At 72.0% G+C, this 16,147-nt stretch carries 11 protein-coding genes; 9 read left to right on the top strand and 2 right to left on the bottom strand.

Going from position 1 to position 16,147, the window contains the following annotated elements:
• Positions 1–62 precede the first annotated feature (62 nt).
• The 8 genes from ACIODU_RS05730 to ilvC all read left to right on the top strand — a co-directional run bounded on the left by ACIODU_RS05730 (position 63) and on the right by ilvC (position 10,647).
• Entirely contained in the window at positions 63–980 is a 918-nt protein-coding gene (locus ACIODU_RS05730) for a kinase (RefSeq protein ID WP_401764274.1), read from the top strand.
• A 1-nt stretch (position 981) separates the two neighbouring features.
• Positions 982–2,079, top strand: coding sequence for a PLP-dependent cysteine synthase family protein (locus ACIODU_RS05725; protein WP_202532261.1), 1,098 nt, complete (start codon positions 982–984; stop codon positions 2,077–2,079).
• Entirely contained in the window at positions 2,076–4,841 is a 2,766-nt protein-coding gene (gene argH / locus ACIODU_RS05720; RefSeq protein WP_401764271.1) for an argininosuccinate lyase, read from the top strand. Before ACIODU_RS05725 ends, argH begins: the two co-directional genes overlap by 4 nt.
• Entirely contained in the window at positions 4,838–6,130 is a 1,293-nt protein-coding gene (locus tag ACIODU_RS05715) for an MFS transporter (RefSeq protein ID WP_401764268.1), read from the top strand. The genes argH and ACIODU_RS05715 overlap by 4 nt, the downstream gene beginning before the upstream one ends.
• A gap of 43 nt (positions 6,131–6,173) precedes the next feature.
• Entirely contained in the window at positions 6,174–6,950 is a 777-nt protein-coding gene (locus ACIODU_RS05710) for a 4'-phosphopantetheinyl transferase family protein (RefSeq protein ID WP_401764265.1), read from the top strand.
• A gap of 138 nt (positions 6,951–7,088) precedes the next feature.
• Positions 7,089–8,978 (top strand): acetolactate synthase large subunit, encoded by a 1,890-nt coding sequence (locus ACIODU_RS05705; RefSeq protein WP_401764262.1) that lies wholly within the window; start codon positions 7,089–7,091, stop codon positions 8,976–8,978.
• 14 nt (positions 8,979–8,992) lie between these two features.
• Positions 8,993–9,565: an acetolactate synthase small subunit gene (gene ilvN / locus ACIODU_RS05700; protein ID WP_356420386.1), complete on the top strand. Its 573-nt coding sequence runs from the start codon at positions 8,993–8,995 to the stop codon at positions 9,563–9,565.
• A gap of 80 nt (positions 9,566–9,645) precedes the next feature.
• Entirely contained in the window at positions 9,646–10,647 is a 1,002-nt protein-coding gene (gene ilvC, locus ACIODU_RS05695) for a ketol-acid reductoisomerase (protein ID WP_401764259.1), read from the top strand.
• Positions 10,648–10,718: 71 nt separating this feature from the next.
• On the opposite strand, the gene ACIODU_RS05690 is transcribed toward ilvC, so the two are convergent.
• A complete protein-coding gene (locus ACIODU_RS05690) occupies positions 10,719–13,391 on the bottom strand; it encodes a hypothetical protein (RefSeq protein WP_401764257.1) in 2,673 nt (890 codons plus the stop codon).
• Positions 13,392–13,622: 231 nt separating this feature from the next.
• On the opposite strand from ACIODU_RS05690, the gene ACIODU_RS05685 reads away from it, so the two are divergent.
• Positions 13,623–14,594, top strand: a complete 972-nt coding sequence (locus tag ACIODU_RS05685) for a DUF389 domain-containing protein (RefSeq protein ID WP_401764254.1) — start codon at positions 13,623–13,625, stop codon at positions 14,592–14,594.
• Positions 14,595–14,695: 101 nt separating this feature from the next.
• Here the strand turns inward: ACIODU_RS05685 and ACIODU_RS05680 are convergent, their stop codons facing one another.
• Positions 14,696–16,126: a dihydrolipoyl dehydrogenase family protein gene (locus ACIODU_RS05680; protein WP_401764252.1), complete on the bottom strand. Its 1,431-nt coding sequence runs from the start codon at positions 16,124–16,126 to the stop codon at positions 14,696–14,698.
• Between the last annotated feature and the right edge of the window lie 21 nt (positions 16,127–16,147).

The raw sequence follows: 16,147 nt of genomic DNA, 5'->3' as shown, positions 1-16,147 counted from the left end.
GGCCTGCATAGCGTGAAGCCATCCGCAGGTCACGGCTTCACCGGCAACAGAAAGTCAAGGAAATGGTGGATCATTCCGACTGGCGTGTCGGGGTAGCTTCGGCCCCCGTCCATCATGGCGAGATCCTGCAAGGTGTGTTCACCGGCGACGGTGGACTCACCCGCGGTCTGGTCACTCTGCCCTGCACCATCCACGCGACCCGTGCGACCTTCATCCCCGCCCCCGGCGCCGAGGTCACCGTCACGCCGGACTGGAAGGGCAAGGCGCGGCGCGCGGCGGAACTCGCCGTGCGGGCCGTCACCCCGGCGGACGCCGGGCCCGTGGGCGGTCATCTGGAACTGACCGGGGACGTGCCGCTGTGCCGGGGGTTCGGCTCGTCGACGAGCGACGTCCTGGCGGCCATCTGGGCCGTCAAGGACGCGTTCACCAGCCCGCTGCCGCCGCAGGACGTGGCCCGGATCGCGGTACGCGCGGAGACCGCGTCCGACTCCCTGATGTTCGAGGAGTCGACGGTGCTCTTCGCCCAGCGCGAGGGCACGGTGATCGAGGACTTCGGCTACCGGATGCCGCCGATGCGGGTCCTCGGCTTCGGCGCCCGCCCGGAGAACGACGGGCGGGGCGTGGACACGCTGGCCTTCGCGCCGGCCCGCTACGACCAGGGGGAGATCGGCCTCTTCACCCGGCTCCAGGCGATGCTCCGGGAGGCCATCCAGATGAAAGACGTCGCCCTGCTCGGGTCGGTGGCGACGGCCAGCACGGAGATCAACCAGCGTCATCTGCCCATCCCCAAGCTGGATCTGATCCGGAACGTCGCGCGGGACTCCGGAGCGCTCGGGGTGCAGGCGGCGCACAGCGGAGACATCGCGGGGCTGCTCTTCGACCGGGACGACCCCGAGGCCGAGGAGCGGACCGGCCTGGCACAGCGCCTCCTGCAAGCGCTCGGAATTCACGAGCAGTGGACCTACACAACGGGTGACTGACATGACGACGACCACGCTCACGACGACGACCCCCACCACCCCGACGACGGCCGCTTCCGCCCCCCTGACGAGGGCTCACTCCTCGATCGTGGAGGCCACCGAGCTGCCCCGCATCATCAAGGTGACCGACAACCTCTACGCGGCGGCCTTCACCCTGATGAAGCTGCTGCCCGCCCGCTACATCCTCGACCGCGCCGAGGCTGCGGGGCTCATCTCCCCCGGCACGCCGGTCATCGAGACGTCCTCGGGCACGTTCGCGCTGGGCCTGGCCATGGTCTGCCGGCTGCGCGGCTACCCGCTGACCATCGTGGGCGACTCGGCCATCGACCGGGACCTGCGGACGCGGCTCGAAATGCTCGGGACGACGGTGGAGATCGTCGAGCACACCGGCCAGCCCGGGGGCATCCAGGGCGCGCGGCTCGCCCGCGTGGAGGAGCTGCGCCGCCGGCACCCGGACGCCTTCGTCCCCGGCCAGTACGACAACCCCGACAACCCGGGGGCGTACAGCGTCGTCGCCGACCTGATCGGTGACACCGTCGGCTCCGTGGACTGCCTGGTGGGCCCGGTCGGTTCGGGCGGCTCCACCGGCGGCCTCGCCGCCGCGCTGCGGCCCGCCGACCCCGCGCTGCACCTGGTCGGTGTGGACACCCACGGCAGCATCATCTTCGGCAACCCGGACGGCCCGCGCACCCTGCGCGGCCTCGGCAGCAGCATCCACCCGGGCAACGTCACCCACCGGGCGTACGACGAGGTGCACTGGGTGACCGCCCCCGAGGCATTCCACGCGACCCACGAGCTGTACCGCGCGCACGGCCTGTTCATGGGCCCGACCAGCGGCGCGTCCTTCCAGGTGGCGTCGTGGTGGGCGGAGCGCAACCCGCGGAGCACGGTGGTGATGGTGCTGCCGGACGAGGGCTACCGCTACCAGTCCACGGTCTACAACGACACCTGGCTGCGCGAGCAGGGCATCGTCCCGGCCCCCGCGCCCGGCGGCCCGCTGACCGTCGAGCACCCGCTGGACGCCACGGCCGGCTGGTCCCGGCTGCTGTGGGCCCGCCGCGGCTTCGACGACGTGGTGATGCCGGCGGTCGGCTCATGAGCGAGCGCCTGCTCCTCCTGGTGGAGAGCAACACGACCGGTACGGGGCGGCTGTTCGCGCGGCGCGCGGCCGACCTCGGGGTGGTGCCCGTGCTGCTGTGCGCGGACCCGGGCCGCTACCCGTACGCCGCCGAGGACCGGCTGCGTACGGTCACGGTGGACACCTCGGACGAGGCGGCGCTGTGGGCGGCCGTCGGGGCGCTGGCCGGTGAGGCCGCGGTCGTCGGCGTCCTGACGAGTTCCGAGTACTACGTGCCGGCCGCCGCCGCGCTGGCGCGCCGCCTCGGGCTGCCGGGCCCGGACGCGGAGGCCGTACGGGCCTGCCGTGACAAGGCCGGGCAGCGCCGGGCGCTGGACGCCGCCGGGGTGGGGGGGCCGGGCTTCGCCGTGGTCTCCGACGTCACCGGCGCGCGGGAGGCGGCCCGGGAGATCGGGCTGCCCGTGGTGGTCAAACCGGTGCAGGGTTCGGGGAGTCTGGGCGTACGGCTCTGCGCGGACCTCGACGAGGTCGCCGCGCACGCCGGGACGCTCCTGACGGCGACCGTCAACGAGCGGGGCGTCGCGGTGCCGGGCCGGATCCTGGTGGAGGAGTACCTGACGGGGCCGGAGTTCTCCGTCGAGGTGTTCGGTACGGAGGCGGTCGTGACGGTCGCCAAGCACGTGGGCTCGCTGCCGGTGTTCGTGGAGGTCGGCCATGACGTGCCGGCCCCGCTGCCGGGGGACCGCGACCGCGCCCTGCGCGAGACCGCGGTGGCCGCCGTACGGGCCCTCGGGCTCGGCTGGGGGGCGGCCCATGTGGAGCTGCGGCTGACCGGGACCGACTCCCGGGCCGTCAGCGTCATCGAGGTCAACCCCCGGCTGGCCGGGGGCATGATCCCCGAACTGGTGCGCAGGGCGTGCGGGATCGACCTGGTGCTCGCCCAGGTGCAGGCCGCGCTCGGTGGCGTACCGGAGCTGGGGCGGGGCGCGTACGCCCGTGCCTCGATCCGGTTCCTGACGTCCGGGCAGGACGGGGTCCTCGCCCCCGCCGCCGTACTGGCGGACGCCGTGGACCGGGCCCGCGCGGTGCCGGACACGGTGGAGGCGGTGCTGTACCGCGCCGAGGGTGAACGGGTGGGCCCCGCCGAGGACTTCCGGGGACGGGTCGGCCATGTCATCGCCGTCGCCGGCCACGCGGGGCGGGCCGCCGAGTCCGCCGACCGGGCCGTGGCCCTGCTGGGCGCGGCGGTCTCGTACACGGATCCCTCCCTCGACCCGCCCAGCGGAGGCGCGCCCATGACCACCGGTACGGAAGCGGAGACGGGTGCGGCGCGGGGTGTCGACACCGGCCGGCTCAAGGCCGCGCTGGACGCGGAGGCGCACCGCATCGTCTACGACCAGTACCTCCCGGACGGGGCGGGCGACGGTCTCGGCGAGGAGCTGCGCTGCATCAGCGAGGTCGACCGGGCCCACCTGATCATGCTCACCGAGTGCGGGATCGTGGACGCGGAGCGGGCCGGCGCCCTGCTGCGCGCGATCGAGGAGCTGCGCGGCCAGGACTTCGCGCCGGTACGGGCGACGCCCATGCCGCGCGGGGTGTATCTCGCGTACGAGGGCCGCCTCATCGAGCAGTTGGGCGACAGCACGGGCGGCATCCTGCACACGGGCCGGTCGCGCAACGACCTCAACGCCACCACGACCCGGCTGAAGACCCGCACGCCGTACCTGGCGCTGCTGGACGCGGTCGACCGGCTGGCCGGCGTCCTCCTGGCGAAGGCGTCGGAGTACCAGGACGTGATCATGCCCGCGTACACGCACGGGCAGCCGGCCGTCCCGATCAGCTACGGGCACTATCTGGCGGGGGTCGCCGGGGCGGTGCTGCGGGCGTACGAGGCGCTGCTCGACGCGGGCCGTCAGCTCGACGTCAACCCGCTGGGCGCGGGGGCGATCGGCGGGACGTCCGTCCCGATCGACCCCCGGCGCACCGCCGAACTCCTCGGCTTCACGTCGGCCGCGCCCAACTCGGTCGACGCGGTGGCCTCCCGGGACTTCGTCCTGGACCTGCTGTCGGCGTCCGCCGTGCTCGGGGTGACGCTGGCCAGAGCGGGGCGTGACCTGAGCACCTGGACGTCGGAGGAGTTCGGGCTGCTGCGGGTGGCCGACACCCTCGTCGGGTCCAGCTCGATGATGCCGCAGAAGCGCAACCCGTTCCTGCTCGAACACATCCAGGGCCGGTCCACGGCGAGCCTCGGCGCCTTCGTGTCGGCGGCGTCCGCGATGACGACCGGCGGCTACACCAACGCGATCGCGGTGGGCACGGAGGCCGTACGCCACCTGTGGCCGGGCCTGAGCGGCACCACCGACGCGGTGACCCTGCTGAGTCTGGTGGTGGCGGGTACGGAACCGGAGCGCGCGCGGATGACGGACCGGGCCGTGGCGGGGTTCACCTCGGCGACGTACCTGGCGGAGCGGCTCGTCCTGGACGGGATGCCGTTCCGGGCCGCGCACCACCTGGTGGGCGAGACGGTCCTCGGCGCCCTGGACTCCGGGCGGTCCCTGGTGGACGCGGCGGAGTCCGGCGCCGTCGGGGACGGCGGGCTGGCGCCCGACCGGGTCGCCGAGGCGTGTGTGCACGGCGGCGGACCGGGCTCCACGGCGGCGGGAATCCGCCAGGCCGACACGCACCTCGCGTCCCTGCGGGCGGAGTTGACGGCTCGGCGCGAGCGCTGGTCACACGCGGAGACCCTGCTCTCGCAGGCCGTGCTCAAGGCGGTGACGTCATGACCGCGCAACTGGAGGAACGCCTCCCCGGCGGGGAGCGCGGGCGCCCCCCGCGCGGCGGGCTGCTGGGCCACCGCGACTTCCGGCTCCTGTGGTTCGGCGAGACGACCAACCGCATCGGCATCAACATCACCGCGGTCGCGATGCCGCTGGTGGCGGTGGTGACCCTGAACGCGAGCACGCTCGCGGTGAGTGTGCTGGCCGCCGCGCCCTGGCTGCCCTGGCTGCTGATCGGCCTGCCGGCCGGTGCCTGGGTGGACCGGATGCGGCGCCGGCCGATCATGCTCCTGTGCAACCTGACGCCGCTGCTGCTCCTGGCGAGCGTCCCGGTGGCCGCGTGGCTCGGCGTCCTGACCATGACCCACCTGCTGGTGGTGGCGCTGCTCAACGGCTTCGCGGCGGTGTTCTTCGGGATCTCGTACAAGGTGTACGTGCCGTCCATCGTCGACCGCGAGGACCTTCAGGAGGCCAACGCCAAGCTCCAGGGCAGCGAGTCGGTGGCCCAGGTCGCCGGGCTCGGCGGCGGTGGTCTGCTGGCGCAGGCGTTCGGCGCGGCCTCCGGGCTGCTCGTCAACGCGGGGACGTTCCTGGTCTCGGCGCTGTGCCTGCTCGCCATCCGCAGCAGGGAACCGGTCCCGGAGAAACCGAAGGTACGCCCCGCGCTGCGGCAGGACATCAAGGAAGGGCTCCAGTACGCGCTCGGGGACCCGTACCTGCGTGTCCTCACCGCGTACGGCACCGCCACCAACCTGCTCCTGACGGCCCAGTCGGCGATCCTGCCGATCTTCATCATCCGGGAACTCGGGGTGCCCGAGGGCGCGACCGGCTGGCTCCTCGCCTCCAGCAGTGTCGGCGGGATCCTCGGGGCCACCACCGCCAAACACCTGACCGCCCGGTTCGGCACGGCCCGCGGCCTGCTGGTGGCCACCGCCGCCAGCGCCCCGTTCGCCCTGCTGATCCCGCTGGCCGGACGGGACTGGACGCTGTCCGCGCTGGTCGCGGGGAGCGCGATCCTCGCGCTGGGTGTCGTGCTCGCCAACGTGATCCAGGGGGCGTTCCGCCAGCGGTACTGCCCGCCGCAGCTGCTCGGCCGCGTCTCGGCCAGCATCTCGGTCGCCAACTTCGGCGCGATTCCCTTCGGTTCCCTGCTCGGCGGGATCCTCGGCACCGCCCTCGGCCTGCGGCCCACCCTGTGGCTGCTGGGCGCGGGGCTCGCCCTGACCCCGCTGCTGCTCCTGATCGGCCCGATGCGCGGACGGCGGGACCTGCCGGCCACGCCGGAGCCGGCGTGAGACCCGACCCGCACGTCCCCTCCGTACGAACAGGAGAGACCCCGTGGAACACACCCCGCCGTGGGTCGTCCGTGAGCTGCCACCCCCCGGCTCACCGGCCCTCTGGCTGCTGAGGGTCTCGGATGTCCCCACCGGCATCCTGGACGACCAGGTGCTCGACGCGACCGAGCGCCGGCGCGCCGCCAGCCTCCTGCGCGCCGAGGACCGTACCCGGTTCACGGCCGCGCACGTCGCCCTCCGCCGGCTGCTCGGCTCCTACCTGAGCCTGCGCCCCGAGGAGATCCACTTCGGCCGGGACACCTGCCCCTGCTGCGGTGGGCCGCACGGCCGCCCGACCGTTCTCGACACGGACCACGAACTGTTCTTCTCCCTGTCCCACCGGGGCGACCTGGCCCTCGTCGGTACGGCGGCCGCCCCCATCGGGGTCGACGTCGAACTGGTGTCGGACCAGGAGAGCACCGCCGAGCTGGCCGCGATGCTGCACGTCGACGAGCGGGCCGAACTGGCCTCCCTGGCGCCGGAGTTACGGCCCCGGGCGCTGGCCAGGCTGTGGACCCGCAAGGAGGCCTACCTGAAGGGCCTCGGTACGGGCCTGGGCCGCGACCCCGCCCTCGACTACGTCGGCTCGGGCGGCCCCCAGGGCCCGTACCCGCCGTCCGGCTGGACCCTGCTGGACGTCCCGGTGGACCGGGGCTACGCGGCGGCGATCGCGGTGCGCGGCACGCTCGACGTCGGCGGCCCCACCGTCAACCGGCTCTCCGTCCTCGATGTCGTACGGCACACCCGGGAGGCCCCCCTGGCGGTGGGAAAGCCGCCCTGACCCGAACGCACGGTCCGTCGGGCGCACCGCTCCGGTGCCCACCCGGCGGTGGGCACGCACCTCCCGGCCGCGCCTCCGCGCGGCCCCCGAACACCGGAACGACCTCGCCACCACCCCTACGGACTTTGGGAACCGACGATGCCAGACACCGTGCAGCAGGCCCCCGCGGCCCTCCTCCCGCCCCTGCGGGTCCGTACCACCGCGCAGCCCGCCACCGCCGTCGAGCGGGTGACCGGGGCGCAGGCCCTCATCCGCTCGCTCGAAGAGGTCGGCGCGGACACCGTGTTCGGCATCCCCGGCGGTTCCATCCTGCCCGCCTACGACCCGATGATGGACTCGACCCGGCTGCGCCACGTGCTGGTCCGGCACGAGCAGGGCGCGGGCCACGCGGCCACCGGGTACGCCCAGGCCACCGGCAGGGTCGGGGTCTGCATGGCGACCTCGGGCCCGGGCGCCACCAACCTGGTCACCCCGATCGCGGACGCGCACATGGACTCGGTGCCGCTCGTCGCGATCACCGGCCAGGTCTCCTCCAAGGCGATCGGCACCGACGCCTTCCAGGAGGCGGACATCGTCGGCATCACCATGCCGATCACCAAGCACAACTTCCTGGTCAGGAACGCCGAGGACATCCCCAGGACCATCGCCGAGGCGTTCCACATCGCGTCGACGGGCCGCCCGGGACCCGTCCTGGTCGACATCGCGAAGGACGCCCTCCAGGCCCGTACCACCTTCAGCTGGCCACCCGTCAGGGAGCTGCCCGGCTACCGCCCCGTCACCCGCCCGCACCCGGGGCAGCTCAGGGAGGCCGCCCGCCTCCTGAGCACGTCCCGGCGCCCGGTGCTGTACGTGGGCGGGGGTGTCCTCAAGGCGCGGGCGACGGCGGAGCTGCGCACCCTCGCCGAGCTGACCGGGGCGCCCGTGGTCACCACTCTGATGGCGCTCGGCGCGTTCCCCGGCAGCCACCCGCAGCACGTGGGCATGCCGGGCATGCACGGGGACGTCGCGGCCGTCGCGGCGCTCCAGAAGGCGGACCTGATCGTCGCGCTGGGCACCCGCTTCGACGACCGGGTCACCGGCAAGCTGGACAGCTTCGCGCCGTACGCGAAGGTCGTGCACGCCGACATCGACCCGGCGGAGATCGGCAAGAACCGCGCGGTGGACGTTCCCATCGTCGGGGACGCCCGCGAGGTGCTCGCCGGGCTGGCCGCCGCCGTACGCGCGGAGCACAAGGACGGGCGGTACGGCGCGTACACGGAGTGGTGGCGGGACCTGGACCGCTGGCGCGCCACCTACCGCCGCGGCTACGAGCCGCCCGCCGACCCGGGACTGCTCCTGCCGCAGCAGGTCATCGAGCGGGTCGGCCAACTCGCCCCGGAGGGGACGTTGTTCGCCTCCGGCGTCGGCCAGCACCAGATGTGGGCGGCGCAGTTCCTCCCGCACGAGGAGCCGGGCACCTGGTTCAACTCGGGGGGCGCGGGGACCATGGGGTACGCCGTGCCCGCCGCGATGGGCGCGAAGGCCGGCCGCCCCGACCGTACCGTCTGGGCGATCGACGGCGACGGCTGCTTCCAGATGACCAACCAGGAACTCACCACCTGCGCCCTGAACAACATCCCCATCAAGGTCGCGATCATCAACAACGGCGCGCTCGGCATGGTCCGCCAGTGGCAGAACCTGTTCTACGGCGCCCGCTTCTCCAACACCGTCCTGCACGACGGCGCCACCAACGCCACGACCGGTTCCACCCTGGGCGTGGGCTCCGCCACCAACCGGGGCACCCGCGTCCCCGACTTCGTCCAGCTCTCCGAGGCGATGGGCTGTGTGGGCCTGCGCTGCGAGAACCCGGACGAACTGGACGCGGTCATCGACAAGGCCAACTCGATCAACGACCGCCCGGTCGTCGTGGACTTCATCGTCCACGAGGACGCGATGGTGTGGCCGATGGTCGCCGCCGGCACCTCCAACGACGACATCATGGCCGCCCGTGGCGTGCGCCCCGACTTCGGCGACTCCGCGGACGACTGAGAGGACCCTCCGACATGTCCCAGCACACACTCTCCGTCCTGGTCGAGAACACACCCGGCATCCTGGCCCGGGTCGCCGGTCTCTTCTCACGGCGCGGCTTCAACATCGACTCGCTCGCGGTCGGCACCACGGAACACCCCGAGCTGTCCCGCATCACCATCGTGGTCAGGGTCGACGAGGAACTGCCCCTGGAGCAGGTGACGAAACAACTCAACAAACTGGTCAACGTGTTGAAGATCGTCGAGCTGGAGGCGGACTCCGCCGTCCAGCGCGAACTGGTCCTGGTGAAGGTAGGCGCCGACAACACCACGCGCGGCCAGATCGTGCAGATCGCCGAGCTGTTCCGCGCCGGGGTCGTCGACGTCTCGCCCGAGGCCGTCACCCTGGAGGCGACCGGTTCCGGCGCCAAGCTCGACGGGATGCTCCGGATGCTCGCGCCCTTCGGCATCAAGGAGTTGGTCCAGTCCGGTGCGATCGCGATCGGCCGCGGGTCCCGCGCGCTGGCCGACCGCGCGGTGCGCGAGGCGCGTCCGATGCGCCTGGCGACGTCCGCGACGCCGGTGACGGCCGGTGCGCGGAGCGCCTGACACCGCTCGTACGCCCCGCTCTTCCCCCGAACCTCTGCCCCACATCAGCCGATACGTTCCCCGACCGAGGAGAGTCCCTCATGCCCGCCGAGCTGTTCTACGAGGACGACGCCGACCTGTCCACCATCCAGGGCCGCAAGGTCGCGGTCATCGGGTACGGCAGCCAGGGCCACGCCCACGCGCTGTCCCTGCGCGACTCCGGGGTCGACGTGCGCGTCGGCCTGCACGACGGCTCGTCGTCCAGGGCGAAGGCCGAGGAAGCGGGCCTGCGCGTGGTGTCGGTGGCGGAGGCGGCCGCTGAGGCCGACGTCATCATGATCCTGGTCCCGGACCCGCTCCAGGGCAAGATCTACGAGGAGTCCATCAAGGACCAGCTCAAGGACGGCGACGCGCTGTTCTTCGGCCACGGTCTCAACATCCGTTACGGCTTCATCAAGCCGCCGGCCAACGTCGACGTGGCGATGGTCGCGCCGAAGGGCCCCGGCCACCTGGTCCGCCGCCAGTACGAGGAAGGCCGCGGCGTGCCCTGCATCGCCGCCGTCGAGCAGGACTTCTCGGGCAAGGCGTTCGCGCTCGCGCTCTCCTACGCGAAGGGGATCGGCGGGACGCGCGCCGGCGTCATCAAGACGACGTTCAAGGAGGAGACGGAGACGGACCTGTTCGGTGAGCAGGCGGTGCTCTGCGGTGGTACGGCGGCGCTGGTCAAGGCGGGCTTCGAGACGCTGACCGAGGCCGGCTACCAGCCGGAGATCGCGTACTTCGAGTGCCTGCACGAGCTGAAGCTGATCGTGGACCTCATGTACGAGGGCGGCCTGGAGAAGATGCGCTGGTCGGTCTCCGAGACCGCCGAGTGGGGCGACTACGTCACCGGCCCCCGCATCATCACCGACCAGACCAAGGCCGAGATGAAGAAGATCCTCGCCGAGATCCAGGACGGATCCTTCGCCCAGACCTGGATGGACGAGTACCACGGCGGCCTCAAGAAGTACGGGACGTACAAGGCCCAGGATTCCGAGCACCTGCTGGAGACCACGGGCAAGGAGCTGCGCAAGCTGATGAGCTGGGTCGACGCCGAAGCATAGGGCTCCCATGACACCGGCTCTCATGACACCGGCGAGCCCCCTGCCGCGCGCGGCAGGGGGCAGCCGTTCGTTCACACGAGGAAACCGTCGAGAGTGCTGTACTGACCGGACAGTTTGGTCACGACGACGGTATGGGTGCCGGAGGAGAGCTGACCGGAGGTGTACAGGGCGACGTTCGCATGGCGTACGCCGTCGGTCGGCAGCGTACTGACGACCTGCTGCGGTCCGCCGTCGACGCTGATGCCGATGTTCCCCTGGTCGGTGTTCTGCTCGCCGTACACCGTGACCTTGGTGCCGGTGAAGGTGACCGACGCGGTCGACCCGTTGGCCGTCGCGTAGTGGACGTCGTTCCGGTAGTCGCCGTAGGAGCGGCCGCCCGCGTAGGAGAACCCGTTGTAGGTGATCCCGCCGTCGTCGTCGTTGAGCCGGATGGTTCCGGGGACCTGCGGAGTGACGGAGATCTGCCCGGCCGAGGTGCCGGCCGGAATGGGGACGATCATGAATCCGCTGGACAGCCGGGTCACGTTGCCGACCTGGGTGGTGCCGATGTACACCGGCGTCGCCGGGCCGAAGCCCTCACCGGCGACGAGGACCTGGGTCGCGTTGGCCGTGGGCGACACGTAGAAGATCCGCGCGGGAACGGAGAGGACCGGCGCGAAGGACCCGGACCCCGCGCCCGCGGCCCGGAGCAGACCGTTGGGGATGTGGGTCGGCCCGGGGGTCGCCGGGATGGTCGTGTTCCCGCTCGCATGGGTGTCGACGGGCTGGGCGCAGGGGTACGACTGGATGCGGGCGGAGAAGTAGTTGCCGGTGATCCAGAGGTGACCGGTCGGGCTACACCCGCCCTGCGAGCTGTCGCCGGCGCCGAAGGCCACGTTCCCCTGCCAGTTGACCCATTCCGCGCCCGCGTCGTCGTAGTAGGTGAAGTTGGTCGTCGGGCCGTTGTACGCGATGTTGCCGGTGACCTGGAGGCCCTTGGCCAGGGTCTGCACCGGGTCGATCGTCGTCCCGTCCGCCTGGTACACGTACTGCGCCTGGTGCCCCTCGACGTAGACGGCGCCGCCGTCGCTGCGGACGGACAGGTAGTCGTGCAGGATGTTGTCGCTGATGGTGTTGGAGCTGTTGATGTTGGTGGTGTTCTGCGGGGTGGTCGCCTGGTTGACGTGCCCCTGGATGACTCCGGCGGTGATGGCGGTGTAGGGCAGGTCGTACAGGTTGTTCCTGGTGATGGTGGTGCGCTGCGAGAACAGCAGGGTGATGCCGCTGGCCGAGGAGTAGTCCGTACCGATGTGATGGATGACGTTGTCCGCGACGGTGGTGCCGGTCAGGATCTCGTTGGTGCCGATCGTGGCGGTCTCGGTCGCTCCGTTGGGCGTGCAGTTCTGCTTGATCCCCGCGGCTTCCGACGGGTCGGTCGGCAGCGGGTCGTACGTGCAGCCGAGGAGGAGCGCGGTGGAGGCGATGTCGGTGAACTCGTTGCCCTGGATGAGGGTGTTGACCGCTCCGTACCTCACGCCCAGTCCGGCGCCGCCGAGTTGGGAGAACCGGTTGCCGGTGAGTGTGACGTTCTTGGCGGCGGTGACCGAGACGTTCGCCAGCGGCTGGGTCAGAGCTCCCCAGGGGCAACTCCCGGCGGGGGTCGAGAAGTTGCACATGCCCTGGTTGTTCGCGCCCGTGATCCGCAGGTTGCTCTGCACGTCGGAGAACCCGGCGCTGGTGGAGGGCGCGTTCCAGGTCGCGTACGAGAACTGGAGTCCGCCGAAGGTGAGGTCGTGCACGGGCGTGGCGAGCGTACCGGCGACCTGGACCAGCGTTTCGAGGCGCGGCAGTTCCACGTCGAGGGCGGACATCTGCTGCCCGGCGGTGGGCTTGTAGGAGAGCGTGCCGCCGGGGCCGTCCAGGAACCACTGTCCGGGACCGAGCAGGGTCCGCGCGTTCTCGATGCGCGCGGGCATGGTGTGGACCGACATGGACGGCAGACCGCCGCTGGCCTGCGCGTAGGAGGCCCGGGCGGTCACATTGGTCCAGCACGGCTGGCTCATCCGCAGCGTCCCGGCCGCCGCGGAGAAGCTCGCCACCCGGCATCTCGACTCGGTCCAGGGCCCGTTGCCGCCGGGGTAGTCGAACTCGACGCCCGCCACCTGGCTCGCGGTCAGCGCCCCGAACCACGCCATCGCCGCCGGGTCGGCGGAGATCGTGTAGCCCGTGGACGATCCGGTCCACGCGCCCCGGAATCCCAGGCTCGCCGGGGTCGCCCGCGCGGTCGGGACCGCACGGCCGTCGACGTACAGCTGACGGCTGTCGCTGCCGGCGGGTACGGGAGCGGACCACACCCCGCTCGTTCCGCTCTGCGTCCATCCGGTGACCCTCGTGGCCCCCGAGATCACCGGACGCGCCCCCGGCGCGGCCTTCCACACCACGGGATGCCCCGGTGTACCCGAGTCGGCGGGCCCGAAGGACCAGGTGCTCGACAGGCGGTACACCCCGTCGGCCAGCAGCACGGTGACGTCGGCGGAACTGTTGGCGGCGAGTTGGGCGCGTACCGCCTGCTGGGCACCGGACAGAGAACACGGAGCCGACGAGGAACAGACCAAACCGCCCCCGGACGGTGACGCGTAGAGCGTCACGGCGGCCGCGGCATCGGCGGACTGGACCGCGGGCGCCGTCGACATCAGCCCGAGGGCGGCCACGACCGGCCCGACCCGACGCAGCAGCTTCCGCACGACCGAACGGGGTGGTGACACGGAACCTCGAGGTGACACGGGCGGGTCCTTTCCCTGGACGAATGCCTGACCTGACCGCGCACTTACATCCGATGTTTGACGAATGGTCGACCCGCCCGCTTCCCCTGTCAAGGGTTTGCGCACCTCATCCCGGTACCCATGTACCCGACCCTGAAAGGGGGTTGATCGCCGCCCTTCCACCCCGTCGGCACAGATTCATCGGGTGTTTAGCCATGGGCCAGAATACGCAACGTGCTGCATATACGAGTGATCAGTCCTCCGGCCGCCACGGAGGACGTGCTGCGGATCGCCGCCGGCTCCCCGGCGGTCGTCCACGTCGTGAGCTTTCCCGGGGCGGCGCGGTCGCCGGCGGGAGACGTGGTCGAGTTCGAGGTGGCGCGGGAGGCGGCCAACGACGTGCTGGAGCAGTTGCGGGCCCTGGGTCTGAAGGACACCGGGGGCGTTTCGGTCCAGCAGGTGGATCTGTCGATCTCGACGGCGGCCGAGGTGGCCGGGGAGGTGGCTCCGGGGGACCCCGACGACGCGGTGGTGTGGGACGAGCTGGCGGCCAGAACCGCTTCGGACACGCGGATCACCTGGGCGTTCCTCGCCTTCCTGGCGCTGGCGACCCAGATCGCGGCGATCGGCGCCCTGCTGGACCAGCCGATCCTGATCGTGGGCGCCATGGTCCTCGGCCCGGAGTTCGGCCCGGTCGCGGCGGCCTGTTTCGGAACGCTGCGCCGCGACGGGCGCCTGGTCGTCGCGGCCGCACGGGCACTGGTCGTCGGGTTCTCCGTGGCGATCACGATCACGCTGGCCTGCGCGGCGGTGAGCCGCGGCCTGGGGTGGATCACCCCGGCCATGCTCGACGACCGGCCGCTCACCGACTTCATCATCCATCCCGACCGGTGGTCGTTCATCGTCGCGGTCCTGGCCGGTATCGCCGGAATCCTCTCGCTGACCGCCGGCAAGTCCGCCGCACTGGTCGGGGTGTTCATCTCCGTCACCACCGTCCCGGCCGCCGGCAACATCGCGATCGCGATAGCCCTGGCGCACTGGAGCGAGGTCGGTGCTTCCTTCGGTCAGCTCGGACTCAACCTCGCCGGAATGTTCCTGGCGGGAACGCTGACACTGTTCCTCCAGCGCGTGCTGTGGGCCCGCTACGGACTCCACGTCCTGCCGAAGGCCCGTACTGCGCCCACCGCGTCCCCGACATCACGCTGACGTGCCCACCCGCAGCGTCGGCTGCGGGCGGGCACGTCGTCGCGTCGACGTCAGCGGCCGTCGGCGTCCGTTGGCCTTCGGACTCCTCCGCCGTACGTGCCTCAGCCGCGGTAGGTCTCCAGCAGGCGCAGCCAGATCTCGCTGATCGTGGGGTAGGCCGGGACCGCGTGCCACAGGCGGTCGATCGGGACCTCGCCGACCACCGCGATCGTGGCGGAGTGCAGCATCTCGCCGACGCCGGGGCCGGCGAAGGTGACGCCGCGCAGGATCTCACGGTCCAGGTCGACGATCATGCGGGCGCGGCCCGTGTAGCCGTCGCCGTACAGGCTCGCGCCCGCCACGGAGCCGATCTCGTAGTCGACCGCGCGGACCCGGTGGCCCGCCGCCTCCGCCTCCGCGAGGGTCAGGCCGACCGAGGCGACCTCCGGGTCGGTGAAGACGACCTGGGGCACCGCCGCGTGATCGGCGGTGGCGGCGTGGGCGCCCCAGCGGTCGGTCTCCAGCAGCGGGACCCCGGCGGCCCTGGCGGCGATCGCGGCGCCCGCGATCCGTGCCTGGTACTTGCCCTGGTGGGTGAGGAGCGCCCGGTGGTTGACGTCACCGACCGCGTACAGCCAGTCGCTGCCCTCGACCAGGCAGCTGTCGTCCACCGTGAGCCAGGAGCCGGGGCGCAGGCCGACCGACTCCAGCCCGATGTCCTCGCTGCGCGGGGCACGCCCGGTGGCGAAGAGGATCTCGTCCGCCTCGACGCGCTCGCCGCCGTCCAGCACCACCGTCACCGGGCCCGTGCCGCCGTCGCGCTCGACCGACGCGACGGAGACGCCGTAACGGATCGTGGCGCCCGCCTCCGTCAGCGCGTCGGCGACCAGTTCCCCGGCGAAGGACTCCATCTTCGGCAGCAGCCCGCCGCCCCTGATCAGCAGCGTCACCCGGGAGCCCAGCGCCTGCCACGCGGTGGCCATCTCGACCCCCACCACGCCGCCGCCGACCACCACGAGCCGCCCGGGGACGTGCTGCGAGCTGGTCGCCTCGCGGCTGGTCCAGGGCTTGGCCCCGGCCACGCCCGGCAGGTCGGGGACCACGGCGCGGGTGCCGGTGCACACGGCGACGGCGTGGCGCGCGGTGAGCACCCGCTCCGTACCGTCCGGGCCCTTCACGACCACCTTCTTCGGGCCGTCGAGCCGGCCGTGGCCGCGGTAGATGTCGGCGCCGATGCCGTCGATCCAGCCGACCTGGCCGTCGTCCTTCCAGTGCGAGGTGAACTCGTCCCGGCGCGCCAGCACCGCGGCGGCGTCCAGGGGGCCCCGTACCGATTCACTCAACCCGGGGAGCTTCCGCGCCTCCGCCCGGGCGATCGCCGGACGCAGCAGCGCCTTGCTGGGCATGCAGGCCCAGTACGAACACTCGCCGCCGACCAGTTCGCTCTCCACCACCGCCGTGCGCAGCCCCGCGGCCCTGGCCCGGTCGGCCACGTTCTCCCCGACGGGTCCGGCACCGAGCACCACGACGTCGTACTGCATAGCTTCACTCATGGGGTCAGTCTGGTCCCGGAC

Source organism: Streptomyces sp. NPDC088261, assembly GCF_044740805.1.
Classification (GTDB): Bacteria; Actinomycetota; Actinomycetes; order Streptomycetales; family Streptomycetaceae; genus Streptomyces.
Note: the sequence above shows the minus strand (reverse complement) of the source record. Positions and strands in the feature narration are given on the sequence as shown.

What these genes read in the sequence shown, in the direction of transcription:
- ACIODU_RS05730 (WP_401764274.1), top strand. Translation starts at nt 63, where the DNA reads ATGGTGGATCATTCCGACTGGCGTGTCGGGGTAGCTTCGGCCCCCGTC.
- ACIODU_RS05725 (WP_202532261.1), top strand. Translation starts at nt 982, where the DNA reads ATGACGACGACCACGCTCACGACGACGACCCCCACCACCCCGACGACG.
- argH (WP_401764271.1), top strand. Translation starts at nt 2,076, where the DNA reads ATGAGCGAGCGCCTGCTCCTCCTGGTGGAGAGCAACACGACCGGTACG.
- ACIODU_RS05715 (WP_401764268.1), top strand. Translation starts at nt 4,838, where the DNA reads ATGACCGCGCAACTGGAGGAACGCCTCCCCGGCGGGGAGCGCGGGCGC.
- ACIODU_RS05705 (WP_401764262.1), top strand. Translation starts at nt 7,089, where the DNA reads ATGCCAGACACCGTGCAGCAGGCCCCCGCGGCCCTCCTCCCGCCCCTG.
- ilvN (WP_356420386.1), top strand. Translation starts at nt 8,993, where the DNA reads ATGTCCCAGCACACACTCTCCGTCCTGGTCGAGAACACACCCGGCATC.
- ilvC (WP_401764259.1), top strand. Translation starts at nt 9,646, where the DNA reads ATGCCCGCCGAGCTGTTCTACGAGGACGACGCCGACCTGTCCACCATC.
- ACIODU_RS05680 (WP_401764252.1), bottom strand. Translation starts at nt 16,126, where the DNA reads ATGAGTGAAGCTATGCAGTACGACGTCGTGGTGCTCGGTGCCGGACCC.